Origin of the sequence: Rhizobium sp. PDO1-076 (assembly GCF_000247475.1) — a bacterium.
In the GTDB taxonomy this organism is placed as follows: Bacteria; Pseudomonadota; Alphaproteobacteria; order Rhizobiales; family Rhizobiaceae; genus Allorhizobium.
In genome coordinates this window covers 22,591-47,248 of sequence record NZ_AHZC01000144.1, presented here as the reverse complement: position 1 = coordinate 47,248, position 24,658 = coordinate 22,591, and the positions used below count along the sequence as shown (strand labels likewise).

The 24,658-nt window shown below is 61.9% G+C and carries 25 protein-coding genes, 1 tRNA gene and 2 pseudogenes; 11 read left to right on the top strand and 17 right to left on the bottom strand.

The window, feature by feature from the left end:
- The 4 genes and pseudogenes from PDO_RS10255 to PDO_RS10240 form a co-directional block, all read right to left on the bottom strand.
- Positions 1 to 443 (bottom strand): annotated as a pseudogene (locus PDO_RS10255) (esterase-like activity of phytase family protein); the annotation flags it as partial.
- Positions 436 to 2,331 (bottom strand): cobaltochelatase subunit CobT, encoded by a 1,896-nt coding sequence (gene cobT, locus PDO_RS10250; protein ID WP_007601355.1) that lies wholly within the window; start codon positions 2,329 to 2,331, stop codon positions 436 to 438. The pseudogene PDO_RS10255 and the gene cobT, both read right to left, overlap by 8 nt.
- A gap of 14 nt (positions 2,332 to 2,345) precedes the next feature.
- The gene (cobS, locus tag PDO_RS10245; protein WP_007601353.1) at positions 2,346 to 3,338 is read right to left on the bottom strand and encodes a cobaltochelatase subunit CobS; all 993 of its coding nucleotides are present in this window, start codon (positions 3,336 to 3,338) and stop codon (positions 2,346 to 2,348) included.
- A 58-nt stretch (positions 3,339 to 3,396) separates the two neighbouring features.
- Positions 3,397 to 4,026, bottom strand: coding sequence for a J domain-containing protein (locus PDO_RS10240; RefSeq protein WP_037073339.1), 630 nt, complete (start codon positions 4,024 to 4,026; stop codon positions 3,397 to 3,399).
- Positions 4,027 to 4,131: 105 nt separating this feature from the next.
- Between PDO_RS10240 and PDO_RS10235 the strand changes: the two genes are divergently transcribed.
- A complete protein-coding gene (locus PDO_RS10235; RefSeq protein ID WP_037073338.1) occupies positions 4,132 to 4,413 on the top strand; it encodes a BolA family protein in 282 nt (93 codons plus the stop codon).
- Positions 4,414 to 4,426: 13 nt separating this feature from the next.
- On the opposite strand, the pseudogene PDO_RS10230 reads toward PDO_RS10235, so the two are convergent.
- From PDO_RS10230 to PDO_RS10220, 3 genes and pseudogenes are all read right to left on the bottom strand, one after another.
- A pseudogene (locus PDO_RS10230) lies at positions 4,427 to 5,278 on the bottom strand (HlyC/CorC family transporter); the annotation flags it as partial.
- A gap of 29 nt (positions 5,279 to 5,307) precedes the next feature.
- The gene (gene aroB / locus PDO_RS10225) at positions 5,308 to 6,435 is read right to left on the bottom strand and encodes a 3-dehydroquinate synthase (RefSeq protein WP_007601347.1); all 1,128 of its coding nucleotides are present in this window, start codon (positions 6,433 to 6,435) and stop codon (positions 5,308 to 5,310) included.
- Positions 6,432 to 7,067: a shikimate kinase gene (locus PDO_RS10220; RefSeq protein WP_007601346.1), complete on the bottom strand. Its 636-nt coding sequence runs from the start codon at positions 7,065 to 7,067 to the stop codon at positions 6,432 to 6,434. Before PDO_RS10220 ends, aroB begins: the two co-directional genes overlap by 4 nt.
- Positions 7,068 to 7,216: 149 nt before the next feature.
- On the opposite strand from PDO_RS10220, the gene PDO_RS28570 reads away from it, so the two are divergent.
- The 5 genes from PDO_RS28570 to PDO_RS10195 all read left to right on the top strand — a co-directional run bounded on the left by PDO_RS28570 (position 7,217) and on the right by PDO_RS10195 (position 11,145).
- On the top strand, positions 7,217 to 7,369 hold the full coding sequence (locus tag PDO_RS28570; protein WP_007601344.1) for a hypothetical protein: 153 nt from the start codon (positions 7,217 to 7,219) through the stop codon (positions 7,367 to 7,369).
- Positions 7,370 to 7,398: 29 nt separating this feature from the next.
- Positions 7,399 to 8,340 (top strand): site-specific tyrosine recombinase XerD, encoded by a 942-nt coding sequence (gene xerD / locus PDO_RS10210; RefSeq protein ID WP_007601342.1) that lies wholly within the window; start codon positions 7,399 to 7,401, stop codon positions 8,338 to 8,340.
- A 62-nt stretch (positions 8,341 to 8,402) separates the two neighbouring features.
- Positions 8,403 to 9,356 carry an acetyl-CoA carboxylase carboxyltransferase subunit alpha gene (locus PDO_RS10205; protein WP_007601340.1) on the top strand — a complete coding sequence of 318 codons (954 nt, stop codon included), beginning with the start codon at positions 8,403 to 8,405 and terminating at the stop codon, positions 9,354 to 9,356.
- Between the two features lie 170 nt (positions 9,357 to 9,526).
- Positions 9,527 to 10,897 carry a L,D-transpeptidase family protein gene (locus PDO_RS10200; RefSeq protein WP_007601338.1) on the top strand — a complete coding sequence of 457 codons (1,371 nt, stop codon included), beginning with the start codon at positions 9,527 to 9,529 and terminating at the stop codon, positions 10,895 to 10,897.
- Positions 10,898 to 10,902: 5 nt separating this feature from the next.
- Positions 10,903 to 11,145, top strand: coding sequence for a sulfurtransferase TusA family protein (locus PDO_RS10195; RefSeq protein ID WP_007601336.1), 243 nt, complete (start codon positions 10,903 to 10,905; stop codon positions 11,143 to 11,145).
- A 9-nt stretch (positions 11,146 to 11,154) separates the two neighbouring features.
- Here the strand turns inward: PDO_RS10195 and PDO_RS10190 are convergent, their stop codons facing one another.
- Together PDO_RS10190 and PDO_RS10185 are read right to left on the bottom strand one after the other, a co-directional pair.
- Positions 11,155 to 12,309 carry a CobW family GTP-binding protein gene (locus tag PDO_RS10190; RefSeq protein ID WP_037073335.1) on the bottom strand — a complete coding sequence of 385 codons (1,155 nt, stop codon included), beginning with the start codon at positions 12,307 to 12,309 and terminating at the stop codon, positions 11,155 to 11,157.
- Between the two features lie 44 nt (positions 12,310 to 12,353).
- Entirely contained in the window at positions 12,354 to 13,469 is a 1,116-nt protein-coding gene (locus PDO_RS10185) for a D-alanyl-D-alanine carboxypeptidase family protein (RefSeq protein WP_007601332.1), read from the bottom strand.
- A 156-nt stretch (positions 13,470 to 13,625) separates the two neighbouring features.
- On the opposite strand from PDO_RS10185, the gene PDO_RS10180 reads away from it, so the two are divergent.
- From PDO_RS10180 to PDO_RS10170, 3 genes are all read left to right on the top strand, one after another.
- Entirely contained in the window at positions 13,626 to 14,789 is a 1,164-nt protein-coding gene (locus tag PDO_RS10180; protein WP_007601331.1) for a M20 aminoacylase family protein, read from the top strand.
- A gap of 81 nt (positions 14,790 to 14,870) precedes the next feature.
- Positions 14,871 to 14,947 (top strand) — tRNA-Arg (locus PDO_RS10175).
- 128 nt (positions 14,948 to 15,075) lie between these two features.
- Positions 15,076 to 15,312, top strand: a complete 237-nt coding sequence (locus PDO_RS10170) for a hypothetical protein (protein WP_007601330.1) — start codon at positions 15,076 to 15,078, stop codon at positions 15,310 to 15,312.
- 72 nt (positions 15,313 to 15,384) lie between these two features.
- Here the strand turns inward: PDO_RS10170 and PDO_RS28275 are convergent, their stop codons facing one another.
- From PDO_RS28275 to PDO_RS10160, 3 genes are all read right to left on the bottom strand, one after another.
- Positions 15,385 to 15,543: a hypothetical protein gene (locus PDO_RS28275; RefSeq protein ID WP_007601329.1), complete on the bottom strand. Its 159-nt coding sequence runs from the start codon at positions 15,541 to 15,543 to the stop codon at positions 15,385 to 15,387.
- Positions 15,544 to 15,621: 78 nt separating this feature from the next.
- The gene (locus tag PDO_RS10165; protein WP_244426409.1) at positions 15,622 to 15,843 is read right to left on the bottom strand and encodes a hypothetical protein; all 222 of its coding nucleotides are present in this window, start codon (positions 15,841 to 15,843) and stop codon (positions 15,622 to 15,624) included.
- Positions 15,844 to 15,951: 108 nt separating this feature from the next.
- The gene (locus tag PDO_RS10160) at positions 15,952 to 16,287 is read right to left on the bottom strand and encodes a hypothetical protein (RefSeq protein WP_037073350.1); all 336 of its coding nucleotides are present in this window, start codon (positions 16,285 to 16,287) and stop codon (positions 15,952 to 15,954) included.
- Positions 16,288 to 16,641: 354 nt separating this feature from the next.
- Between PDO_RS10160 and PDO_RS10155 the strand changes: the two genes are divergently transcribed.
- Positions 16,642 to 17,160 carry a sigma-70 family RNA polymerase sigma factor gene (locus tag PDO_RS10155; RefSeq protein ID WP_052023428.1) on the top strand — a complete coding sequence of 173 codons (519 nt, stop codon included), beginning with the start codon at positions 16,642 to 16,644 and terminating at the stop codon, positions 17,158 to 17,160.
- A gap of 255 nt (positions 17,161 to 17,415) precedes the next feature.
- Here the strand turns inward: PDO_RS10155 and PDO_RS10150 are convergent, their stop codons facing one another.
- Positions 17,416 to 17,916 carry a YciE/YciF ferroxidase family protein gene (locus PDO_RS10150; protein ID WP_007601325.1) on the bottom strand — a complete coding sequence of 167 codons (501 nt, stop codon included), beginning with the start codon at positions 17,914 to 17,916 and terminating at the stop codon, positions 17,416 to 17,418.
- Between the two features lie 154 nt (positions 17,917 to 18,070).
- Positions 18,071 to 19,906, bottom strand: coding sequence for a heavy metal translocating P-type ATPase (locus PDO_RS10145; protein WP_007601324.1), 1,836 nt, complete (start codon positions 19,904 to 19,906; stop codon positions 18,071 to 18,073).
- A gap of 121 nt (positions 19,907 to 20,027) precedes the next feature.
- Between PDO_RS10145 and dxr the strand changes: the two genes are divergently transcribed.
- Positions 20,028 to 21,206, top strand: a complete 1,179-nt coding sequence (dxr, locus tag PDO_RS10140; RefSeq protein WP_007601323.1) for a 1-deoxy-D-xylulose-5-phosphate reductoisomerase — start codon at positions 20,028 to 20,030, stop codon at positions 21,204 to 21,206.
- On the opposite strand, the gene PDO_RS10135 is transcribed toward dxr, so the two are convergent.
- The 3 genes from PDO_RS10135 to PDO_RS10125 all read right to left on the bottom strand — a co-directional run bounded on the left by PDO_RS10135 (position 21,190) and on the right by PDO_RS10125 (position 24,646).
- Entirely contained in the window at positions 21,190 to 22,332 is a 1,143-nt protein-coding gene (locus PDO_RS10135) for a serine hydrolase domain-containing protein (protein WP_007601322.1), read from the bottom strand. The genes dxr and PDO_RS10135 overlap by 17 nt on opposite strands.
- 77 nt (positions 22,333 to 22,409) lie before the next feature.
- On the bottom strand, positions 22,410 to 23,624 hold the full coding sequence (gene hemA, locus PDO_RS10130; RefSeq protein WP_007601321.1) for a 5-aminolevulinate synthase: 1,215 nt from the start codon (positions 23,622 to 23,624) through the stop codon (positions 22,410 to 22,412).
- 221 nt (positions 23,625 to 23,845) lie between these two features.
- Positions 23,846 to 24,646, bottom strand: coding sequence for an FAD binding domain-containing protein (locus tag PDO_RS10125; protein WP_007601319.1), 801 nt, complete (start codon positions 24,644 to 24,646; stop codon positions 23,846 to 23,848).
- Between the last annotated feature and the right edge of the window lie 12 nt (positions 24,647 to 24,658).

Below are 24,658 nucleotides of genomic sequence, written 5' to 3'. Positions count from 1 at the left end.
AGAGCCGCGCCATCGACAAGCGCAAGGCTCTCGGCATCGACCTGATATTTGCTGGCGCTCTCCCGACCATCCCGATTGAGCATGGCGGCAAGCCGGGCATCGCTGACGCCGGACAGCATGCCATCCGCGCCACGCTCTATCCGGCCCTCAATCCAGTATCCCGTGTCGAACACGCCGACAAAGCGTGAATCGTCAAGAAAACGAATGGAGGAGAAGGCGCCGAACAGCGGTTCGTCAGACGAAAGCTCCAGCCCGCCGACAAACTCGATCCCCTCGGCAAGACGCGGCGATCCGCCCAATGTGGTGATGGCACGGGATTCGATGCGGATCGGCAGCGCTTCCCCCGGCTTCAGCGCCGATGGCGCACAGGAGGCCAGCAGCAGCGCAACGGAGATCGTCAGAAGGCTTGCGCCAGAGCGACAACCCGGAACTGGCCTAGGCACGACGGCGGCGTCCGCCACCCGAGCCAGAGGCATTGTCCTCGAACAGCGAGGCCAGTTGCTCGGTCATCGCGCCCGCCAGTTCATCGGCATCGACGATGGTGACGGCGCGGCGATAGTAGCGCGTCACATCATGGCCGATGCCGATCGCCAGCAATTCGACCGGCGAGCGCGTCTCGATCTGCTCGATAACCGCACGCAGATGGCGCTCGAGATAATTGCCCGGATTGACCGACAGCGTCGAATCGTCGACCGGCGCGCCATCGGAGATCATCATCATGATCTTGCGCTGCTCGCGCCGCGCCATCAGACGGTTATGCGCCCACATCAGCGCCTCGCCGTCGATATTCTCCTTCAACAGGCCTTCGCGCATCATCAGGCCGAGATTGCGTCGTGCGCGCCGCCAGGGAGCGTCGGCCGACTTGTAGATGATATGGCGCAGGTCGTTGAGGCGGCCGGGTGCTGACGGCTTGCCGCCGGCAAGCCATTTCTCTCTGGACTGCCCGCCCTTCCACGCCTTGGTGGTAAAGCCGAGGATCTCGACCTTGACGCCGCAGCGCTCCAGCGTCCGCGCAAGGATGTCGGCGCAGGTGGCGGCGACCGTGATCGGTCGGCCGCGCATCGAGCCGGAATTGTCGATCACCAGCGTCACGACCGTATCGCGGAACTTGGTGTCCTTTTCCTTCTTGAAGGACAGCGGCTGCATCGGATCGATGACCAGACGAACCAGACGGGCCGGATCGAGGTAACCCTCCTCGAGATCGAACTCCCAGGACCGGTTCTGCTGTGCCATCAGGCGGCGTTGCAGCCGGTTGGCCAGACGGCCGACGGCACCCTGCAGATGGGCCAGCTGCTTGTCGAGAAAGGCGCGCAACCGGTCGAGCTCGGCTTCGTCGCACAACTCTTCCGCGGTGATCTCCTCGTCGAATTCCTCGGTGAAGATCTTGTAGTCGACTTTCTCGTTGAAATCGTCGAACGGCGTCGACGGGCGGCGCATTTCGCCGGGTGTCTCGCTGTCGTCCTCGCCCTCGTCGGCCATGTCGTCGTCGGAAATCTCCGCGCCGTCCATTTCGCCGTCGTCCATCTGCTCCTGCGAGGCTTCGCTCTCGTCGGCCGGCGCGGATTCGGAACCCGCCTCTTCCTCGGCGCTCTCCTGGTCCTCGTCACCGCTGCGCGGCTGGTCCTCGTCGGTCGATTCGTCGTCCTCGCCCTGTTCCTGATCGTCGCCGACATCCTCGGCCATTTCCATGGCCGAGAGCATGTGACGGATCACCCGGGCGAAATTCTGCTGGTCGTTGATCGCATTCGGCAGGTTGTCGAGATCGGCACCGGCCTTGTCCTCGATGAACGAGCGCCAGAGATCGAGCACCTTGCCGGCCGTCTCCGGCGGCTTCTGGCCGGTGAGCTTCTCGCGCACCAGCATGGCGACGGCTTCCTGGATCGGCGCGTCTTCCTGGCGGCTGATCGTCGAGAAATTGGCTTTCGCATATTTCTCGGTGTTCATCGACTGGATGTTGGAGGCAACGCCCGGCATGCGCAGCGAACCGATCGCCTCGACGCGCGCCTGCTCGACCGCGTCGAAGATCATCCGGGCATCGGCACCCTGCGGCGCCATGGTCGCATGGATCTTCTGGTCGTGGCAGGCAATCCTCAGCGCCATCGAGTCGCCGAGACCGCGGGTAACGGCGAGTTCGTGTGCGGTCGGGCGCTTCGACAGTTCCGGCAGGCGCACGCGCTCGCCGGCAAGGCCGGGCCGTTCATTGGCAAAGGCCACCTCGACCTGCGGATCGCCCGCAATCGAGCGGACGCAGCCGGTGATCGCACGGCGCATCGGCTCCGTGTCCACGCCTGCGCCCGTCTTGGCCCTGCTATTGTCGCCGCGCCCTGCCATGCTGATCGTTTCCCTTACGCGCCAAGCACGATGTTGGCGGCACTTTCCTTCAGCTCGACGCCGAAGGCGCGCTGATACTGTTCGGCGACCAGCGTCCTCTCCAGCTCGTCGCACTTGTTGAGGAAGGTGACGCGGAAGGCAAAGGCCACATCGCCGAAGATCTCGGCGTTTTCGGCCCAGGTAATCACGGTACGCGGGCTCATCACGGTCGACAGATCGCCGTTGATGAAGGCGGCGCGGGTGAGATCGGCAAGGCGAACCATGCGCGAAACCGTGTCGCGGCCTTCTGCGGTGGCGCCGAAGCTCTTGACCTTGGCGGCGACGATTCCGACTTCGTTGTCGTGCGGCAGGTAGTTCAGCGTGGTCACGATCGACCAGCGGTCCATCTGCGCCTGGTTGATCTGCTGCGTGCCGTGATAGAGGCCGGTGGTGTCGCCGAGGCCGACGGTGTTGGCCGTGGCGAACAGGCGGAAGGCCGGGTGCGGGCGGATGACGCGGCTCTGGTCGAGCAGCGTCAGGCGGCCGGAACTCTCCAGCACGCGCTGGATGACGAACATCACGTCCGGGCGGCCGGCATCATATTCGTCGAAGACGAGCGCGACATTGTGCTGGTAGGCCCAGGGCAGGATGCCGTCCTTGAATTCGGTAATCTGCTTGCCGTCCTTGAGCACGATGGCGTCCTTGCCGACGAGATCGATACGGCTGACATGGCTGTCGAGGTTGACACGCACGCAGGGCCAGTTGAGGCGGGCGGCGACCTGCTCGATATGCGTGGACTTGCCGGTACCATGGAAGCCCGACACCATGACGCGGCGGTTATGGGCAAAGCCGGCCAGGATCGCCAGCGTCGTGTCGCGGTCGAACAGGTAGTCCGGGTCGAGATCCGGCACATAGGGGTCGCCCTTGCTGTAAGCCGGGACGCGGATATCGCTGTCTATTCCAAAAACCTCGCGCACCGACACGGTCGTGTCGGGGAGATTGGAAATATCAAGATCAATTTTGCTCATCGTTTCTCCATGCCAGGCGCTTCCGACCGGCCGCATATCGTCGCTGCTGCTTCTCGGATTAACAGAAACCCGCCTGCTTTAACAATTGGTAGGCTTGAATAACAGCGCGAAAACGCTCTTCAGAACCTCTGTCTCCGCCATTTGCATCGGGATGGTGTTTTTTTACAAGCTCCTTGTAGCGGGTCTTGATCTCGGTTGCCGTCGAATTGGCCGAAAGACCGAGCGTATCCAGTGCCTTGGTCTCCATGGTCTTCAGCTTGCGCAGCTGCGGCTGGAAGCGAGAACCATTGCCCGTACGACCCTGCTGGACAAAGCCGAACGGGTCCTTCATGCGCGCCTGTGACGCAGCCGAACCGGACCGGGCCGTCGAATGCAATGGGCTAGTCTTGGCCGCCTTGTTGACGCCAACCGTCCAGGTCGGCCGGTGTCCGGTGATAGCTTCCTTCTGGTAGCGGGCGATCTCGGTGTCCGACAGGCCGGAGAAATAGTTGTAGCCCTTGTTGTAGTCCTTCACATGCTCGAAGCAGAACATGAAGAACTGACCCTCGGCGTGGCGACCCACGGGAGCGCGATGGACACCCGGCTTTTCGCAGCCGTCCCACTGACAGGTTGGATTGGATGGCTCGGGCTCCGCCACACGCTTGCGCTTGGTGCGGATCCGATCGAAGTATTTCGAGTCGAGTTTCATGCGGTAATTATGGTGCCTAGACAGTGGCGCGACAAGAATTGACAAATCGGAATGTTGCGCGCTTTGTGGGGCTTTTTCCGCAAGCCAGACCACAGGGAACACGATATGTCCGTGCGCAACCGCATCGAGCAAACACTGCGCCAGGAACTGGCCCCCGAGCGGCTGGACGTGATCGATGAAAGCGCCCATCACGCCGGTCATCAGCCGGACATTACCGGCACCGGCGAGACCCATATGCGGGTGCGCATCGTCTCTGCAAAATTCAACGGCCTTAGCCGTCTTGCCCGCCACCGAGCCGTGACGGATCTGTTGAAGCCGGAACTCGACGCCGGGCTGCATGCGCTGGCCATCGAGCCGGCAGCACCGGGCGAACCGACACGCTGGTAGAGCCGGCGGCCGATCAAGCCTCTGTCTTGACGGCTTCGATCGGGCGAATGCGCAGCTTGGTGATGCGGTTCTTTTCCCGTTTCATCACGATGAACCGCTTGCCGTAGAAGGTGAATGCCTGCCGTTCTTCCGGGATCGATCGTGATTCGTGGATGACGAGGCCGGCAATCGTCGTCGCCTCCTCGTCCGGCAGATCCCAGTCGAGCGCGCGATTGAGATCGCGGATCGGCACGGCGCCATCAACCACCATCGACCCGTCGGACTCCTGCCGAACGCCCTGCAGCTCCACATCGTGCTCGTCGGCAATGTCACCGACGATTTCCTCCAGAATATCCTCCAGCGTCACGACGCCCTGGACCTCGCCATACTCGTCGACGACGACGGCAAAATGCAGTTTGCGGCGCAGGAAGGCGTTGAGCTGTTCCTTGAGCGTCGTGGTATCGGGAACGAACCACGGCTTCTGCGCGATCTTGATGATGTCGAGATTTTCCGGCTCGACATTGGGTTCGGCCAGCGACCGCAGGAGATCTTTCGCGTGCACGACGCCGATGATGTTTTCGGTCGAGCCGCGCCAGAGCGGCATGCGCGTGTAGGGGCTTTCCAACACGGCGCGCACGGCCACGTCCGGCAGATCGTCGGCATTGATCGCTCGCATCGCCGTGCGATGGATCATGACATCGGAAACCTCGAGCTCCTCGAGATCGAAAAGACCGCTGAGCCGGTCTTTCTGCTCCTTGTCGAACTGGCCATCGCGATTGATGAGATCGAGTGCCGCATGCAACTGGTCATGGCTGGACAAGGCCAGCGTCTCGGCCGTCGGCTGCACGCCGAAGCCGCGCAGCAGGCCGCGCACGAGCGCATTCACCACGCGTGCCAGCAAGGACCCGGCGGCCGTCATTTCGCCCGCTTCTCTTCGAGGAAGGAGACGACCTCAGACGAAGGCACGTCATCGGCGACAAAGGCTTCACCGAGACCACGCGTCAGGATGAAGGTCAGCTTGCCGCCCTTCACCTTCTTGTCCTGCGCGATCGCATCCATCAGGACGTCGGTCGGCGGCAATTCGCCGGGGATCTCGTCCATCCGGGTCGGCAGGCCGACCGCACGCAGATGAGCCTCGACGCGGGCCGCGAGGTCCGGGCTGGCAAGGTTCATCCGGGCGGAGAACTGGTGCGCCAGCACCATGCCGATCGACACGCCTTCGCCATGCACCAGACGCTTGCTGTCATATTGCGTGGCGGCTTCGAGCGCATGGCCGAAGGTATGGCCGAGATTGAGCAGCGCCCGGCGACCGTTTTCGCGCTCGTCGGCCACCACGACATCGGCCTTGGCCTGACAGCTGACGGCAATCGCCTCGATCCGGGCCTGACCGCCGGCAAACACATCACGCCAGTTGGTTTCCAGCCATTCGAAGAAATCCGGCTTGTCGATCAGGCCGTATTTCGCCACTTCCGCATAGCCGGCGCGGAATTCGCGCTCCGACAGCGTATCAAGCACGTCGGTATCGGCGAGCACGAGATCCGGCTGGTTGAAGATGCCGATCAGGTTCTTGCCCTGCCGGGCGTTGATCCCCGTCTTGCCTCCGACCGATGAATCGACCTGCGAGAGAAGCGAGGTCGGGATCTGCACGAAACGCACGCCGCGACGCACGATGCCGGCGGCAAAGCCGGTGAGATCGCCGATCACGCCGCCACCGAGCGCAATCACCGCATCATTGCGCTCGATGCGCGCCTCAAGCAGCACGTCGCAGACCTGGGTCAGGCTGGCAAAGCTCTTGGTCTTTTCGCCGGGTGGCAAGGTCACCGACACAGCCTCGATGCCGTCCGTCTGCAGGCTGTCCATCAGGCCGTCGAGATAGCGGGCGCCGACATTCTCGTCCGTGACGATAGCCGCACGTTTGCCCTTGATGCGGCTGGAAATCTCGCCGCCGGCACGGGCAAGCAGACCGGGCCCGATCAGGATGTCATAGGCGCGCTCGCCAAGCGGCACATGCACCAGACGTTCCGAATTCTCGACCTTGCTCATACCGTCTCACCTTTGCCGCTCTGTTCGATACCAGTCTTTTCGGGGCCAGTTTTTTCGATGCCAGTCTTTTCGATGATCGCCATCAGAACCTCGTTGGCAATCACTTCCTTGCGCACATCGCGTGACTGGATTGTCAGATCCGCCAGTTCGTAGATCGGATAGCGCTTGTCCATCAGATCCTTGAGGGTCTGCTTGGGGTTCTCCGTCTTCAGCAACGGCCGATGGTCGCGCTTGTTGACCCGTTCCCACAGAACATCGAGATCAGCCTTCAGCCACAAAGAGATACCGCCTCGTTCGATCTGCTTGCGTGTCTTGTCATTGATGAAGGCGCCGCCGCCGGTGGATACAACGCGCGGACCCGAACGCAGCAAGCGCTTGATCACCCGCGTTTCCAGTGCCCGGAATTCATCCTCGCCATAGGCCGTGAACAACTCGCTGATCGACATGCGCGACACGCGCTCGATCTCGACATCGGTATCGACGAAAGGCAGGCCGAGCTGGTTGGCCACCATCCGCCCGACCGCCGACTTGCCGGCCCCCATCAGGCCGACGAAAACCAGATTGCGTCTTCCGAGCGCTGCCCTGGCGCGCTCGCCCAGACTAGAGGCAAGATTGAGGATCGTATCGGTCATCGGCCCGTTCGCAACTGTTTCATCACGGTATTGACAAATGCAGGGCAAGCGTCAAGCCGTTGACGCAAATCGACACAAGGATCACAGCACCCTTGCAAGTCACAATGCCTATTCCCTATGTTCAACGCTTCGAAGGCCAAGGACCATTCATGCCGACATTGTTTCGCTTTCTGTTCATCTGCGCAACGATCGCCGGCATCATCTATGCCATCATGTGGTCACTCACGGTCTTCGTCGAGCCCCGGGAACGGGATGTAACGATCAAGATCCCCTCGGAACGCGTGAACCCGGTCGAACAGTAACGTCGAACAACAGCAAGGACTAAAATTAGGTGGCGGATCTGAGCCAGGCACGGGTCGAGGCCTTCCTCGAAATGATGAGCGCCGAACGCGGCGCCGCCGCCAATACGCTCGCCTCCTACGAACGCGACCTCGACGACCTGCATTCTTTTTTGACGAACCGTAAGACGACGCTGGGCAGTGCCGGCCGCACCGACCTGACCGCCTATCTGTCAGATCTGGCAAAGCGCGGCTTTCAGGCGACATCGCAGGCCCGCAGGCTTTCGGCGATGCGCCAGTTCTACAAGTTTCTCTACGCCGAAGGCCTGAGGGGCGACGATCCGACGGCAATCCTCGATGCGCCGAAAAAGGCACGCTCACTGCCAAAGACACTGAGCGTCGAGGATGTCGGCAACATGCTGGCGCTTGCCGATCAGGAAGCCGCCCTGCCAGGTCCGGACCAGCCTGCAAGGCTCCGACTGCTGGTCCTGCTGGAACTGCTCTATGCGACCGGCATGCGCGTCAGCGAACTGGTTTCGCTGCCGGTCAAGGTGCTGGCCCAGGAGGGGCGTTTTCTCGTCGTCAGGGGCAAGGGCAACAAGGAACGGCTGGTTCCCCTGTCGCGCACCGCCATCGAGGCACTGGCCCGCTACGGCGAAACACGGGCAGCGACACCCGGCCATGCCGACAGCCCCTTCCTCTTTCCATCCGCCAGCAAGGAAGGGCATCTGCCGCGCCAGGTCTTTGCCCGCGACCTGAAGGATCTTGCCATTCGCAGCGGCCTGCCGGCCGCAAGCGTATCGCCGCATGTCCTGCGCCATGCCTTTGCCAGCCACCTTCTCGGCAATGGCGCGGACCTTCGCGCCGTGCAGGAATTGCTCGGCCATAGCGACATTTCAACGACACAAATCTATACACATGTGCTGGACGAGAGACTGCAGCAATTGGTCCAAACGCATCACCCCCTTGCAAAACAGGCGAAAAACCACGATTAGGACCGGCAATACCGGTTCCCGGCAGCCGCAAGGCCAGGGACAAAACGATCGGAACTGACTCCATGCATAATTATCTCGACTTCGAAAAGCCAATTTCAGACCTCGAAGCCAAGATCCGCGAACTGAAGAAGATCGCGGAAGAGGACGAGAGCATCGACACCTCAGAAGAGATCAGCCGGCTCGAAGGCCGCGTCGAAGAGGCGATGGCCGATATCTATTCGAAGCTCAATGCCTGGCAGAAGACGCAGGTTGCGCGCCATCCGCAGCGCCCGCATTTCGTCGACTATGCCAGCCACCTGTTCACCGACTTCACACCGCTGGCCGGCGACCGCAAGTTCGCCGAGGACGCCGCCATCCAGGCCGGCCTCGCCCGCTTCCGCGGCCAGCCGGTTGCCGTGATCGGCCAGGAAAAGGGCAATGACACGAAGTCGCGCCTGAAGCACAATTTCGGCAGCCCCCGTCCCGAAGGCTATCGCAAGGCGATCCGCGTCATGGAAATGGCCGATCGCTTCGGCCTGCCGCTGATCACCCTGATCGACACGGCAGGTGCCTATCCGGGCGTCGGCGCGGAAGAACGCGGTCAGGCGGAAGCCATCGCCCGCTCGACCGAAATGTGCCTCGGCCTCAAGGTTCCGATGGTGTCCGTCGTCATCGGCGAAGGCGGCTCCGGCGGTGCGATCGCGATTGCCACCGGCAACCGGGTCTACATGCTGGAGCATGCGATCTATTCGGTCATCTCGCCGGAAGGGGCAGCCTCGATCCTCTGGCGCGATTCCACCCGCGCCAAGGAAGCGGCGACCAACATGAAGATCACTGCCGAGGACCTCAAGGGCTTCGGCATCATCGACGGCATCATCCAGGAACCGGTCGGCGGTGCCCACAGAGCCCCGGAATCCGTGATCAAGTCGACCGGCGACGTCATCGCGTCTGCGCTAGCCGACCTGACGCCGTTGTCGGGCGAAAAATTGCGCAACGACCGCCGCCAGAAATTCCTCGATATCGGCCGCAATCTCTAGGATGACGGCCGGTCCGGCCATCACTCTGCCGCTTTGCAACAGTATCGCAGCAAAATCACCCCGGAATGAATTGCTCCGTGGTTTATAATTTGTGAAGAAAGCAGTCATAAACTAAAAGAGGCCTGACCTGCCAAGGCCGCTTGATCTGTTCTTGAAAAGAGCTTTTGCGAATGCGCTGGAAATCGACAGCCCTTGTATTGATCTTCGCCGCGGCACTTGCCGGCTGCAATGACACACTGGAAAGTGCGACCTACGATTCCCCCAAGGTCTCCAACAAGATCCAGCAGCCGCTTCCGGCGCGCCTGGTCGCGGAGATCCAGAAAAAGGGCATGGATCGCAACGCGCCGATCATGCTGCGCATCTTCAAGGAAGAAGGTGTGCTGGAAGTCTGGAAGGCCAAGACCAACAATCGCTTCGACAAGGTCGTCGAGTACGACATTTGCGCCTGGTCGGGCCGTCTCGGACCCAAGGTCAAGGAAGGCGACCGGCAGGCGCCGGAAGGCTTCTATCCGCTGACGCCTTACCACCTCAATCCGAACTCGAAATATTTCCTCGCGATCAATACCGGTTTTCCCAATCGCTTCGACCAGGCAAACGGCCGCAGTGGCTCCAACCTGATGATCCACGGCGCCTGCTCGTCATCGGGCTGCTATTCGATGACCGACGCGCAGATCCTCGAGATCTATGCCTTTGCCCGCGACGCCTTCAAGGGCGGCCAGCAGAGCATTCAGCTGCAGGCATTTCCGTTCCGCATGACGGCCGAAAACATGGCCCGTCATCGCCACAGCCAGCACTATGACTTCTGGAAAACGCTGAAGGTCGGCTACGACAATTTCGAAGTCACCAAGCGCCCGCCGGACGTCAATGTCTGTGAGAAGAAATATGTCTTCAACCAGCTGACGGCCGATGGCAAGGGCTTCAACGCCCAGGCGGCCTGCCCGCCGATGTCGACTCCGCCGGCGCTTGAGATGGCACTGGCAAGCTACAACAAGGAATACGACCGCAACTACGCCAAGGCGCTGAACAAGTTCGACGGCAAGATCTGGTACGATCCGAGCGAAGCCGAGCGTAAGGCGCTTGTCGCTGACCTGCGCAAGTCGCGCTCGCACGACCTGGCTTTTGCACCGACCGGTTCGGCTCTCGCAGCCGGAAAGCTGCTCGATATCGACGACGTCAATCCGACGGCGGTCGCAAGTGCTACCTCGGCCCCGGCTGCAATCAACCAGCTGACCGCCAAGCCGCCGGCTGCCGGAACAACCGCGACTGCCGCCACAACGGTGGCAGGCACAGCACAGACCGTTGCACCGGTCGCAGTGGCCCCGGCAACGGCGACCGCTGCTCCGGCCGGCACCGCGACCGCCTCGGCAGCCCCGATTGCACCCGTGGCACCGGCTGCCCCGTCGGCCGCACCTGCACAGGCCACGGCAACTGCACAGGCTGGCCAGTCCGTCGTTCCGGTCCCGCAGCCCAATCCGCAGATGGCGGAAACGACCGTCGCGGAAGCACCGGTGAAGAAGAAGCCGTTCTGGAAACTCTGGTAGTCGGCATGACCGAACCCGTCGTCTATGACCTCAAGGGGCTGAAATGCCCCTTGCCGGTCCTCAAGACACGCCGGCGGCTTGCCGACATGCAGCCGGGCGCACTGTTGGTGATCGAGACCACCGACCCGCTGGCCGTCATCGACATCGCGCATTTTTGCCGCGAAGACGGACACGCCCTGCTGGAAACGCAGCCGCTCGACAGCGGCCACCGGTTCCAGATCCGCAAGGGCGGCAACGGCCGCGCCTAACGTTCCTCGCTAGATCCGGTAGCCCGGGATCGCCAGCGGATTGTCGACCATGGCCGCACGATCCGGCCGGTCGATGCCAATCCGGCCGGTGAAGGCACCGAACAGATCCCGCACATAGTCCTCCGACAGATCCCTGGTGATCAGCACCAGCCGCGTCTTGCGGTCAGACCCCTCAGGCCAGGCCGGCAGACGCACCGGCATATGGAAGATCGACTGCACGCCATGCAGCACGAGCGGCCGATCCGGCTGGTCGGTCAGGGCAACGATCGCCTTCATCCGCAACAGCTTTTCGCCATGGGTCGACCGCAGGAGGTCGATGAACATGTTGAGCGCCATCGGATCGATCGGCTGATCATGGATGATCGAATAGGAGCGAATCGATGTGCCATGTCGGTTCACGTCATGATGGTGGTCATGCTCGTGATGGTGATGGTGATGGTCAGCGTGGTCATGATGACCATGATGCTCATGCTCGTGATCATGGTGGTCATGGCCCACCTCGTCCTTCAGCCAGCGATCGACATCGGCGATCTTGCTGGCCGGATCGTAGAGCCCGTTGACCAGCACGGCGGCGCTGCCGGCCTCGTCGGCATCGCCATTGGTGATCGGCGCACGCGGATTGAGCGCCCTGAGCCGCGCAACCAGCGCCGTCGTATCACCGGCTTCCGGAAGTGTGGTCTTGGTCAGAATCAGCCGGTCGGCAACGGCAATCTGCTTGTAGGCTTCGGTGAAGCCATCGATCGTCGACAATCCGTTGACGGCATCGACGACGGTAATCATGCCGTCCAGATCGAAATGCTGCGCGATCGCCGGATGGCCCATCACCGACTGCATCACCGGCGCCGGATCGGCGAGGCCGGTGGTCTCAATGACGATCCGCGACAGCGGCTTGATCTTGCCGGTCTGCATGCCGTCGACCAGTTCGGCCAGCGTATCGACCAGCTCGCCGCGCACGGTGCAGCACAGGCAGCCATCGGACAGTTCGACCACGGTGTCGCTGGAGGATTCGACCAGCAGGTGGTCGATGCCGACTTCGCCGAATTCATTGATGATGACGGCAGCGTCCTTCATCGCCGGATCCTTGAGGATCCTGTTCAGCAGCGTCGATTTCCCGGCGCCGAGAAATCCGGTCAGGATCGATACCGGGATACGTCCGATGCTCATGTCTTCCACTTTCACTGAGAGATCCGGCCGAATGCGGCAACACATCAGAAGGTCGGGCGCGGCCGTGGGATTGGCACATTGGCGATTTCGCTCATCTGCGCCCCGCCCTTGGCCTTTTCCGCCGGTTCTCCGCCGGAAATGAGGCCGGCATAGCTGAAGCTCGGTTGATGATCCATTTCATGGATATAGGGCGACAGGAGCTTCATCCGCCCCACTTCGTCGCGGCCTTCGCTGCGAACCTGGCGGGCCTTGGGATTGCAGATCTCGCTGCTGATATCCACCACCTGGTCGAGCCCGTCGCCATAGGGCTGAAGGTTCTCCAGGCGCCCGCCGGCCGTTGCCGTCGTCAGCCCCTTCTGCAAAAGGTCTGCCGATTGGTCGGCGCGCGCGCCAAGGCTGTCGGCGCCGAGCACGACCGAAATCACCGTGCGGCCATTGCGGGTCGCCGACGAGACCTGGTTGAAACCGGAGGCGCAGATATAGCCGGTCTTCATGCCGTCGGCACCGTCGAACCGGCCGACGAGAAGGTTATAGGCGGCATAGTTCTTCTTGCCGGTCGTCACCCCTTCCAGTGCGAAATAGCTGGCATATTCGGGAAACTCGCTGCGGATGGCGGCAGCCAGCAGGGCAAGATCGCGCGCCGTCGTATATTGCCCCTTGCCCGGCAGGCCGTTCGGATTGACGAAGCGCGACGAGCTCATGCCGAGCGCCTTGGCATCGGCATTCATCCGCGCGACGAAACGTTCCTCGCTGCCGCTCACCGTCTCGGCGATCGCAACCGCGATGTCATTGGCCGACTTGACGATCAGCAGCTTGAACGCGCTGTCGAGCGTCAGTCTCGAGCCTGGCTTGAAATAGGTCTTGCTGGCAGGCTCTGCGGCCGCATGCGTGCTCATCGTCACGATGCTCTGCAGCGACAGTTCGCCGGCCCGGATCGCCTTGAACGCGGTATAGGCCGTCATCAGCTTGGTCAGCGAGGCCGGATACCACTTGCGGAAGGCTTCCTGATGTTCGATCACGCGGCCGCTCTTGACATCAACGACGATCATCGGATTGGCCACGGCGAAATTCGGCACGGCAATCGCCGACAGACAGGCAACGATCGCAACGCGGCGCAACGCTCCTGCTGAGGACAAAATGCTTGGAAACTTCGTGGACACGACTTCAATCCTCTCACATTGGGGATATCTCGCATTCGGCATCTGTTTGCCGTAGCAATGCAAGCAATGGCAAAGCCTATTGAATACGTCAATCAGGAGGCGCACATTCCGCGCCGACAATCACGTGATCCGCAATGCACCGACCAGGACAGCCACATGCCAATTCTGAACCGCGCCGCCGAACTCCAGTCGGAGGCCACCGAATGGCGCCGTCATCTGCACGCCCATCCCGAAATCCTCTATGACGTTGAAAACACGGCCAGCTTCGTCGAACAGAAGCTGAAGGAATTCGGTGTCGACGAGGTGGTGACGGGCATCGGCCGCACCGGCGTCGTCGGCGTCATCAAGGGACGCGGCCAGGGCGATCGCGCGATCGGGCTGCGCGCCGACATGGATGCGTTGCCGCTCACCGAAATCACCGGCAAGCCCTGGGCATCGACGACAGAGGGTCGGATGCATGCCTGCGGCCATGACGGCCATACCGCCATGCTTCTGGGTGCGGCGAAGTATCTGGCCGAAACCCGCACCTTCCATGGCAATGTCGTGGTCATCTTCCAGCCGGCAGAAGAAGGCGGACGCGGCGCGCTTGCCATGGTCGAAGACGGTCTGATGGAGCGCTTCGGCATCGAGGAAGTCTACGGCATGCACAACATGCCGGGCATGGCGGCCGGCAGCTTTGCCATTCGCAAGGGCGGCATCATGGCCGCACCCGACAAGTTCGCCATCAAGATCACCGGCCGCGGCGGCCATGCCGCCGAGCCGCACAACACCATCGATACCATCGTCACCGGTGCGCAGATCGTCGGCGCACTGCAGACGATCGCCGCCCGCAACGCCAATCCGCTGCGTTCGGTGGTGGTGTCGGTCACCCAGTTCCACGCTGGCACGACCCACAACATCATCCCTGAAGAGGCCTATCTGACCGGCACTGTGCGCTCGCTGGACGAGGACGTGCGCGACCTTGCCGAAAAGCGCATCGCCGAACTGGCGCACGGGATCGCTGCGGCAAACGGCGCCAAGGCGGAATTCGAATATGAACGCGCCTGCCCGGTAACGGTCAATCACCCGTCCGAGACCAACCACGCCGCCCAGGCGGCCATCGACATCGTCGGCGTCCAGAATGTCGATACCGATGTCGACGCCTCCATGGCGGGCGAGGATTTCGCCTTCATGCTGCAGGCGCGGCCCGGCGCCTATATCATGATCGGCAACGGCAATTCGGCAGGGCTTCACAACCCGGCCTATGATTTCAACGACGAAGTCATCGGCCATGGCATTTCCTACTGGGTGCGCCTGGCCGAGCGGCGCCTGACCGAATAGTGGCCTTTGGGCGACGCAAGCACGGCTGGACAAGCAAAATCACTTGGCTTGCCGGCTTTGCTTTTGTATGGAGAAGGAAGTGGTCCCGTAGCTCAGCAGGATAGAGCATCAGATTCCTAATCTGAGGGTCACGCGTTCGAATCGCGTCGGGATCACCATTTGACCAATTTTTGCCTGTAGAGATTGATGGGTTGTATTCGGGCTGGAAACAGTCATGATGGCAACTTGTGCTACGCCGACGTTTTGTGTTCCAAATGCGTCAGCCTTAAACGGGAGGAGGCCAATCATGGCATCTGTATCCCTCGGCTCTTCGGCTCATGACAAAGCCGACATCGTCGAACGCGCGGTAAGACGGATCAGTCGCCAGGAAAATTTGATCCTCGATACAAAACAGGCCGACAATGCCACCGCTTTGCTGATCTATCTGGTCGAAAGCGGCGTTCAGGACGAAGACGAACTGGTCGAATTCGCCTCACTTGCCAAAGGAAAGCGGTACGATCCCGCAGACGGCAGCTTTACCTAAGCCGACGTCGCACTCGAAAGAGTGCGCCGTTTTGGGCGGCCGACCCAAGCATTTATCATCTCCAATTCCCTGTCATCGCCGATCATCCTTACCATAGATTTCGCCGGTCAATGCATCCCGGCGATAGCGAGCGCTCGTGTAGAGGCGCATCTGCATCATCCCATAGGCAATCAATGCACCGACCACGACCGGGCCGAGCAGCAGCACCAGAAACCAAAGAAAATTGGACATCCGCTCTCCTCCCAAGCGAATACATCAGCTATTTCTTACTTATCAAATTTCAATACAAAAGTCTCGAAAAACCGCCGGTCAGCTGTCTTTTTCACCGGCCGTTTTCTGTTCGATGGCTGTTTGCAACTCCTTTGCCAGTTCGATCAGGCGATCCGGCACCTCTTCGCGCACATGCTCAGACATCAACAGATCGAGCTTGTCCCGAACAATGCCTCCCGTACGATTGCGACGGCCTGCCCCGGACGCTCCCGCTGCCTTTCCCATTCGGTCCTCCGATACTGACGTCTTCACGCGCTGCACTCTTTTTACTATCCGCCATTCAAGCGATATACGAAACGGGGGCGAGTGCGGTTCACCGCAGATAATCGCCCATCGCAACAATCAACACGCAATCGTTACGCGTCGTCGTCACGCTTCGCCAAGCTTCAGTTCCGGGAATTTTTCAACGAGGGACGCCTGATCGTCGAAGGATTGGGGTGCACCGCTGAGGATGACGCTGACATTGTCGCCGATGTCGACCGGCCCGTCATGTCCGACATCGGTCCGATCACCATTGGCCAGAATGAGGGTGGCGCGTGATTTGAAGCCCTGCTTGAGCAACCAGTCACGCGGGGCATGCAGACTGACGCTGGCCTGATACCGCCCGTCGATCTCTTCCACGGATACCTGATAGGCCACCGGCGAAAGCCGCTCTCCGATCAGGATCTGCCCTTGTCCATCGGCGTTTTCAAGGTGTCTGGTCATCGCTTGCTCTTTCTCGTTGCCGTGCTCGTTGGCCGTGCCGGTCTCCGTCATGGCCAATGAGGTCATACGATTAGGTCATGTCGAAAGAACACTTCCCGCAGGCACTTGTTCCCCCGGGAGTGGTCCAACCGCAGCGCAACATCAAGGCTGCGGGTGTGCGCCGGCAGCAAAGTCAGGCCCAGTGAAAGGCTGTGTCAGGAGCAGAATGACTGGTCGCATCGTCCGACGGGTGGCCCGATCCAGCGCCTGAGGGACCGCATCCGCAACCGGACGTCGGTGCTCTTCGGTCCACTTCGGGAACTATGCGTATTTCGATGCGTTTCCGATCCATGCATCTGATAGTTACCGTGGAGGATGGCGAACTTGTCGATCCGTAAAGCCGAGCTTGCCGCACAGTCCGACGTCGTCGCACTCATTCCGGCATTGCGTGCCTTTGCACGCACCTTTTGCCAGAAACCCGAGGAAGCGGACGACCTGGTGCAGGAGACATTGATGAAGGCTCTGGCCAATCTCGACAAGTTCGAGCCCGGCACCAGGCTCAAGTCGTGGCTCTTCACCATCATGCGCAACACCTTTTGCACCCGCATCAAGAAAAGCAGCCGCGAGAGCATCGGCCTGCCGGAGGCTCTCGCAGCCACTCTGGTCACCGAGGCCAGCCAGGATTGGGTCGTTCAGGCCGACGAAGTCCGCCGGGCGCTGGAACGGCTTCCCGCCCACCACCGCGAGATCCTGGTGCTGATCGTCATGTTGGGCGAGCGCTACGAGGATGCGGCCGTGATTTGCGGCTGTGCCGTCGGAACGGTCAAGAGCCGCCTGAACCGCGCCCGCGAACAACTGAAACGGGAACTCGGGGAAACCGACATCGACAGGTGATGCATCCGGGAGCGGAGAGTATTGCCGCAAATGCCGACTGCTCCGGGAGAACCGCGCCTTGCTCGATCAGGGGGCGGTTATCTGCGTTTGCAATTTCAAAAAACACGAAGCCGGCAGATTGATCTGCCGGCTTCGTGGGTTTTCGGAACCGTTCAGCAAAACCGCATGGCGGTGTTACATTCGCGATCGTGTCTGGACATATGCGATCGCGCGTTCCCGCAATTCGCTGAAAAGCGGGAACGCGCGTTGCAGCAGTTACGCTGCCTTTTTCTGTGCGGCGGAATTGACCGCGGTCTCTGCCAGCTTGGTCAGGGCGTCGTCGGTCTTGGATTCTTCCGCAAGCGTTGCATCCAGGAGCTTGACGGCTTCCGCGTAGCCGAGCTGCTTGGCCCAGGCACGAAGCGTGCCGTAGCGGCTGATCTCGTAGTGCTCGACCGCCTGGGCTGAAGCAAGAAGACCGGCATCATGGGCCGGCGAGCCCTTGAATTCCTCCATGATTTCCTCGCCTTCCTCGACGATGCCATCGATGGCGGCGCAGGTCTTGGCGCGCGGACGCTTGCCGATGATCTCGAACACCTGCTGCAGGCGCTCGATCTGGCCTTCGGTCTCGTCCTTGTGCTGCTGGAAGGCTGCCTTCAGCTTTTCGCTCTGAGCGGCCCGCGCCATCTTCGGCAGGGTCTTCAGGATCTTGCGTTCGGCGTAGTAGATGTCTTTCAGTGTTTCGTAGAACAGATCGTCGAGGGTCTTGTCGGCCATTGGGGTTCTCCTCATTGTTGGAATGACACGACTCGAACGACCCTCGACGGCGATTGTTCCTGGAAAAAGACTGCTTTTGCGACAAGACGTTCAAAAGCGACAGGCCGCAGCCGCCCCGCCGCTCAGCGATTTGGCACCCAGCGGAAAAGGAAGATCAGCCGGCGCTGCGCAACGCCCGTAGCGCATTCAAGATGACCGCGACATCGATCACTTCCTGGAGCAGCGCACCTTGCACGGGCGCGAGATAGCCGAGCGCCGCCGCGATCATCGCGCCACCGGACAGGACCAGTCCGGCCACGGCACTCTGCACGGCGATGAACCGGGCACGTCTGGCAATCGCCACGGCCACCGGCAGGCGGGACAGGTCATCGACCAGCAACACCACATCGGCCGTCTCGGACGAGGCGGCCGATCCGCGCGCGCCGATCGCCACACCGACATCGGCAACCGCCAGCGCCGGTGCATCATTGACGCCGTCGCCCACCATCATCACGGATCCATGCTGCCGCTCGGCTTCGATCACCGCCACCTTGCGCTCGGGTGAGAGATCGCCATGGGCGCCATCGAGGCCGAGACGCGCAGCCGCCGCCGTGACGATATCGCTTCGATCGCCGGACGCCATGACCAGCCGCGTGATGCCGACCTTGCGGAAGGCAGCGACCGTCTGGCCGGCATCCGCCCGCACCTGATCGGACAGCAGGATATGGCCGGCACCGCGGCCGTCGATGGCAACCGCGACCACGGCCGTTTCAGCCGGCACGACCTGGCGCGGCAGCAGTTCCCCCGGCGCCAGCCGGGAGGCGACAAATCCCCCGCCGCCGACGGCCACGCGGTGGCCGGTGACAAGGCCTTCGATACCGAACCCGGCGATCTCGTGAATGTCTTCGGGCAGGTCGAGATGCAGGCCGCGCGCGACCGCGGCCCGCACCAGCGCTTCGGCCGTGACATGGCCGGACGCCTGATCCAGCGAGGCCGCAAGCCGCAGGATATCATCGGCGACAAAGCCCGGACAGCAGCGGATTTCGCTGACCTCGGGACGACCAGCCGTCAGGGTACCGGTCTTGTCCAGCACCACCACCTTGACCGCCGCCAATGCTTCCAGTCCGCCGCCGCTCTTGATCAGCACGCCATGGGCGGCGGCCCGTGACATGCCGGAGATGACAGCGACGGGAACGGCAAGGATCAGCGGACAGGGCGTCGCCACCACCAGCACCGCAAGGGCGCGGGTCGCATCCTGGCTGAACCCGTAGGCAAGGCCTGCCAGGGCAAGGGTGAAAGCCAGAAACGCCAGGGCGTAGCGGTCCGCAAGCCGGACCATCGGCGCCCGGCTTTTCTGCGCATTCTCCACCAGCCTGACGATGCCGGCATAAGTACTCGCGGCAGAATCGCGCAGCACCAGCAGATCGAAGGGCGCACCGACAACCGTCGCGCCGCTTGGCACTTCGGCGCCTTGCAGAAAACGGACCGGCAAGGGCTCTCCCGTCAGTGCCGAAAGGTCAAGCTCTATGGCTCCGGCAAGCACCCGGCCATCGACCGGGATGACCTCGCCACTGCGCATCAAGGCACGATCGCCGGGCTTGAGGGCCTCGATCGGCACAGAGGCCAGATCGGCGCCGCGATAGACCATGGCAGTCCGCGCCACACGACCCAGGAGGGCGGTCATGTCGCGCCGCGCTCGCCCCTCGGCGAAACTCTCCAACTGCTGCCCGCCGGCATACATCATGGCAACGATCGCCCCGGCCAGCGTTTCTCCCAAAAGAAGGGCAACGCCGATCGACAGGGCGGCAATGGCATCGACGCCAACCTTGCCGGACAGGACGGAGCGGACAATCTCGGTCAAAAGCGCAATCAGCACGACCAGTCCGCTGACCAGCCAGGCGGACGATGCGAGATCCGGTCGGCCGAGCGCATAGGACAGGCCGCCAAGAGCCAGCCCGAGCAGGGCAAAACCAGCCAGAAGGGCGGGCGCCATTTCGCGCAAACGCAGCATTGTCACATCCTGTCTCGGGGCGGGCCGGCGATCACGCGATAGGTTGAACAGCCGGGCCTTGCTGGTCCCATCTTTCCCTTGTAGAGCCATCTCTGAATGAAGCAATTCGGACATAAGCAGCATGATCGACAGCGAACGGCATCGCCGCATCACCGTTCTCGGCTCCACCGGGTCGATCGGTGTGAATACACTCGACGTGATCGAGCAATTGGGCGGCCGCGAACGCTATGACATCATGGCCGTCACCGGCAACGGCAATATCGAACTTCTGGCCGAACAGGCCCGCCGCACCGGGGCAAAGCTGGCGGTAACAGCCGACGAAAGCCAGTATATCGCGCTGAAATCAGCACTGGCCGGATCGGGTGTCGATGTGGCGGCCGGAACCTCCGGTCTGGATGAAGCAGCCGACATGGATGCCGGCTGGGTCATGGCCGCGATCGTCGGCACGGCAGGCCTTGCCCCGACGCTGCGCGCAGCCGCCCGCGGCGCGGATATCGCGCTGGCCAACAAGGAATGCCTGGTCTCGGCCGGCGCGCTGTTTGTCGATGCCGTGCGCCAGGCCGGCGGCCGGCTGATCCCCGTCGACAGCGAACATTCGGCCATTTTCCAATGCCTCGACAACGACCAGCGCCATGTGCTGGAACGCATCGTGCTGACGGCATCCGGGGGGCCATTCCGCACACAGACGCGCGAACAGATGGCCAATGTCACGGTCCAGACCGCCCGCAGCCATCCGAACTGGTCGATGGGCCTGAAGATCTCCGTCGGCAGTGCCTCGATGTTCAACAAGGCGCTGGAAATGATCGAGGCGAAATATCTCTTCGACGTCCGGCCCGACCAGATCGAGGTGATCGTGCATCCGCAGTCGATCGTGCATTCGATGGTCGGTTATGCCGACGGTTCGGTCATCGCCCAGCTGGGCGTTCCCGACATGCGCACGGCGATCGGATATGCGCTGACCTATCCGAAGCGTTGCGCGCTCAACGTCGACCGGCTCGATTTCGCCAAGCTCGCCCGCCTCGACTTCGAAGCGCCGGACGAAACCCGTTTTCCGGCGATCCGCCTTGCCCGCACCGCACTGGAACGCGGCGGCCTCCAGGGCGCGATCCTCAACGCTGCCGAAGAAACCGCCTTCGACGCCTTCGTCGAGGAGCGCATCGGCTTCCTCGCCATGGCGGATATCGTCGAACATGTGATGGATGACATGGTGGATGTCAGCCAGGCATCGACCATTGCCGATGTGTTTGCCGCCGACCGCGAGGCGCGCAGGCAGGCGACAAGTGTCATCGCAAGGTTCTGACCACCGAGCCGCGATCGTAGACTGCCGATCTCAGCATTTCCGGATAGGCGCCGGTACAGCCTTCCACCGCATTGTTGGTCATGCTGACCACGGTCAGCCGCTCGGCCGGGTCGATGAACCAGGTATTGCCGTAGACGCCACCCCATTGGATGGCGCCCTTGGGCAAGGCCGTGCCGGCTGCCTGCGGATCGACGATCAGCGCACCGAGAAAACCGAACCGCGCGCCGGGCTCTCCCTCCAGATCGCCGATCTGGTTCGACAGGGCAGCGGCGGCCGTTTCCGGTTTCAACAGCGGCGCACCGCCGGTCCGCAGCGTTTCCAGGAGTTTCAGCACGTCATGCGCGGTGCCCGCCATGCCGGCACCGCCGGACTGGAAGGCCTTGGCATTGAAGATCCGCGACGGTGAAAACACCGTCCGCCAGGCCGCATCCTCGCCGGCGATCCACGGATCCGGCATACGCTGCGGCCGGAGGGCGGCATCAGCATAGGGTACGGCGAGACGGCTCACATCCGTGACATGAAACCGCGCATCGCGCATGTCGAGCGGGCCGGCGACATAATGCACCACGGCGTCTTCCAGTGTGCCGCCATGGATCGCAGCGATGATGGCACCCAGGATATCGGTGGCAAAGGAATAGCCCCAGCGTGCGCCGGGTTCGAAGGCCAGCGGGATATCATTGTGGCGGGAGAAATTCTCCTCCAGGTTGAGATCGGTATCGCCAAGCCCGAGCGTCAACGCCTTGTCCGCGCCCAATAGTTCCAGTGCCGGATCGTAGAGCAGGCCGGATGTGTGGGTCAGCAGATTCCGGATGGTGATCGGCGCCTGCGCGCCAGAGGCTGTCTTCGGACGGAACCAGGGAATATGATCGACCGCCAGATCATCGAGCCCGAGCAGTCCGGCATCGATCATCGCCAGCGCCGTGGTCGCAACGATCGGCTTGGTGACGGAAGCATAACGGAAGATCGTGTCCAGCTGGACGAGAATGCCGGCTTCGCGGTCCGCAAGCCCTGCAGCGCGCTCAAGCAGCGGCTTGCCATCCTGATAGACCAGCACCACCGCGCCTGTAGTGCGCTCACTGCCGATGCTCTGGTCGATAATACGGTTGACACGTTCGGCAATGGTCATCGGCAATATCCCTCACATAAAAAATGCGGACCATGTCGCCATGGCCCGCATCCTTATGCGAAGGATTTATGCTGCGATCAAGCGACCGCGCGGGCGAGCGCGCAGCGCGACCAGAGCTGGTGCAGCGAATGCACCAGATGCTCGAGATCCTCGTCCGAATGCAGCGGCGTCGGCGTGATGCGTAGGCGCTCGGTCTTCTTCGGCACCGTCGGATAGTTGATCGGCTGGACATAGATGCCGCAATTGTCGAGCAGCAGATCGGAGATCCACTTGCACTTGGCGGCATCGCCGACGATGACCGGCACGATATGGCTCGGATTGTGCAAATGCGGGATGCCGGCGGCATCGAGCATGTTGCGCAGGCGGCGCACACGTTCCTGATGGGCGAAGCGCTCGATCTGGCTGGTCTTCAGGTGGCGGATCGAGGCGACCGCGCCGGCTGCCAGCGACGGCGGCAGCGCTGTGGTGAAGATGAAGCCCGAGGCAAACGAGCGAACGAAATCGCACAGCGCATGCGAGGCCGCGATATAGCCGCCCATGACGCCGAAGGCCTTGCCAAGCGTGCCTTCGATGACCGTCAGGCGGTCCATCAGGCCTTCGCGTTCGGCAATGCCGCCACCATGGGCGCCGTACATGCCGACCGCATGCACTTCGTCGAGATAGGTCATCGCGCCATACTTGTCGGCGAGATCGCAGATTTCCTTGATCGGGGCGATGTCGCCATCCATCGAATAGACGGACTCAAATGCGATCATCTTCGGCGCACGCGGATCGGCGGCAGCGAGCTTGGCTTCCAGATCCTTGACGTCGTTGTGCTTCCAGATGACGCGTTCAGCCTTGGAGTGGCGAATGCCTTCGATCATCGACGCGTGGTTCAAGGCGTCGGAAAAGATGATCAGACCGGGGATCTTGGCGCCGAGCGTGCCGAGCGCTGCCCAGTTCGAGACATAGCCGGAGGTAAAGATCAGCGCCGATTCCTTGCCGTGCAGGTCGGCAAGTTCGCGCTCGAGCAGGACATGGTAGTGATTGGTGCCAGAGATATTCCGGGTGCCTCCAGCACCCGCGCCACAGTGATCGATCGCGCCCTTCATGGCCTCGATCACCTTGGGGTTCTGGCCCATGCCGAGATAGTCGTTCGAACACCAGACGGTGACGTCCTGGGTGCCTTTTTCGGTGTAGCGGGTGGCGCGCGGAAAATTGCCCTGCTGACGTTCAAGATCAGCAAAGACACGGTAGCGCCCTTCCTCGTGAAGCCCTTCAAGCTCGCTCTTGAAAAACGCCTCGAAATCCATGCCTAAACTCCAGCTTTTTGACTCTCTTTTGAAAGTCTCCGGCGTTGCGGTCAACCCCGGTTTTGTAAATTCATTCTAAACTGCGACAAATGGCGCGAGTTTTAGAACCGTCGCATATAAATACTAATGGATCGCCCTCTACGAAACTTGATCTGCGTCAAGCTGCAACAAAAAGGACGGCCAAGGCCGCCCTTTTCGAGATTTTCGGTCAAGACCGGCAATCACGCAGCCTGAACGGCACGTTTTGCCATGACGCGAACGAGATTGGCCCGGTATTCCGCCGTGCAATGCAGGTCCGACATCAGGTCTGCCGAATCAATTGGCACACCGGACACGGCCTGCGGCGACCAATCGGCCGCCAGCGCCTGCTCGAGACCGGCATGGCGAAAGACCCCCGACGAACCGGCACCGGTCACTGCAACGCGCACACCACCCTCGCCCTTCGAGACGAAGACGCCGGTCATGGCAAACCGGGAGGCCGGGTTGGCGAACTTCGCATAACCGGCTTTTTCCGGTGCCTGGAAGCGCACGGCGGTGATGATCTCGTCGTCCCTGAGCGCGGTTTCGAACAGGCTGACGAAGAAATCGTCGGCCGCGATCTCGCGCCGGTTGGTGACAACAGTGGCGCCGAGCCCGAGCACGGCGGCCGGATAATCGGCGGCCGGGTCGTCATTGGCAATCGAACCGCCGATCGTGCCCATGTGGCGCACATGCGGATCGCCGATCAGCGATGCGAGATGCGCCAGGGCCGGACAGACGCCGCGGATGGAGGCCGAGTTGGCCACCTCCGCATGGGTGACTCCGGCACCGATCGTCACCTTGCGACCCTCGACGGCAATGCCCTTCAGCGCTGCGATATGGCGCAGGTCGACGAGATCCGACGGCTGCGCCAGCCTTTGCTTCAAGGTGGCAATCAGGGTCTGCCCGCCGGCGATGTATTTGCCATCGTCGGCGCCGGAAAGCAGTTTTCCGGCATCCTCGAGCGATGTGGCGCGGTGATAGTTGGTCGAATAGAGATGCATGGTTATTCCTCC

Excerpts from the sequence above, each read along its gene's own strand:
- cobT (WP_007601355.1), bottom strand. The coding sequence starts at position 2,331 with ATGGCAGGGCGCGGCGACAATAGCAGGGCCAAGACGGGCGCAGGCGTG.
- cobS (WP_007601353.1), bottom strand. The coding sequence starts at position 3,338 with ATGAGCAAAATTGATCTTGATATTTCCAATCTCCCCGACACGACCGTG.
- PDO_RS10240 (WP_037073339.1), bottom strand. The coding sequence starts at position 4,026 with ATGAAACTCGACTCGAAATACTTCGATCGGATCCGCACCAAGCGCAAG.
- PDO_RS10235 (WP_037073338.1), top strand. The coding sequence starts at position 4,132 with ATGTCCGTGCGCAACCGCATCGAGCAAACACTGCGCCAGGAACTGGCC.
- aroB (WP_007601347.1), bottom strand. The coding sequence starts at position 6,435 with ATGAGCAAGGTCGAGAATTCGGAACGTCTGGTGCATGTGCCGCTTGGC.
- PDO_RS10220 (WP_007601346.1), bottom strand. The coding sequence starts at position 7,067 with ATGACCGATACGATCCTCAATCTTGCCTCTAGTCTGGGCGAGCGCGCC.
- PDO_RS28570 (WP_007601344.1), top strand. The coding sequence starts at position 7,217 with ATGCCGACATTGTTTCGCTTTCTGTTCATCTGCGCAACGATCGCCGGC.
- PDO_RS10205 (WP_007601340.1), top strand. The coding sequence starts at position 8,403 with ATGCATAATTATCTCGACTTCGAAAAGCCAATTTCAGACCTCGAAGCC.
- PDO_RS10200 (WP_007601338.1), top strand. The coding sequence starts at position 9,527 with ATGCGCTGGAAATCGACAGCCCTTGTATTGATCTTCGCCGCGGCACTT.
- PDO_RS10195 (WP_007601336.1), top strand. The coding sequence starts at position 10,903 with ATGACCGAACCCGTCGTCTATGACCTCAAGGGGCTGAAATGCCCCTTG.
- PDO_RS10190 (WP_037073335.1), bottom strand. The coding sequence starts at position 12,309 with ATGAGCATCGGACGTATCCCGGTATCGATCCTGACCGGATTTCTCGGC.
- PDO_RS10180 (WP_007601331.1), top strand. The coding sequence starts at position 13,626 with ATGCCAATTCTGAACCGCGCCGCCGAACTCCAGTCGGAGGCCACCGAA.
- PDO_RS10170 (WP_007601330.1), top strand. The coding sequence starts at position 15,076 with ATGGCATCTGTATCCCTCGGCTCTTCGGCTCATGACAAAGCCGACATC.
- PDO_RS28275 (WP_007601329.1), bottom strand. The coding sequence starts at position 15,543 with ATGTCCAATTTTCTTTGGTTTCTGGTGCTGCTGCTCGGCCCGGTCGTG.
- PDO_RS10160 (WP_037073350.1), bottom strand. The coding sequence starts at position 16,287 with ATGACCAGACACCTTGAAAACGCCGATGGACAAGGGCAGATCCTGATC.
- PDO_RS10155 (WP_052023428.1), top strand. The coding sequence starts at position 16,642 with ATGGCGAACTTGTCGATCCGTAAAGCCGAGCTTGCCGCACAGTCCGAC.
- PDO_RS10150 (WP_007601325.1), bottom strand. The coding sequence starts at position 17,916 with ATGGCCGACAAGACCCTCGACGATCTGTTCTACGAAACACTGAAAGAC.
- PDO_RS10145 (WP_007601324.1), bottom strand. The coding sequence starts at position 19,906 with ATGCTGCGTTTGCGCGAAATGGCGCCCGCCCTTCTGGCTGGTTTTGCC.
- dxr (WP_007601323.1), top strand. The coding sequence starts at position 20,028 with ATGATCGACAGCGAACGGCATCGCCGCATCACCGTTCTCGGCTCCACC.
- PDO_RS10135 (WP_007601322.1), bottom strand. The coding sequence starts at position 22,332 with ATGACCATTGCCGAACGTGTCAACCGTATTATCGACCAGAGCATCGGC.
- hemA (WP_007601321.1), bottom strand. The coding sequence starts at position 23,624 with ATGGATTTCGAGGCGTTTTTCAAGAGCGAGCTTGAAGGGCTTCACGAG.
- PDO_RS10125 (WP_007601319.1), bottom strand. The coding sequence starts at position 24,646 with ATGCATCTCTATTCGACCAACTATCACCGCGCCACATCGCTCGAGGAT.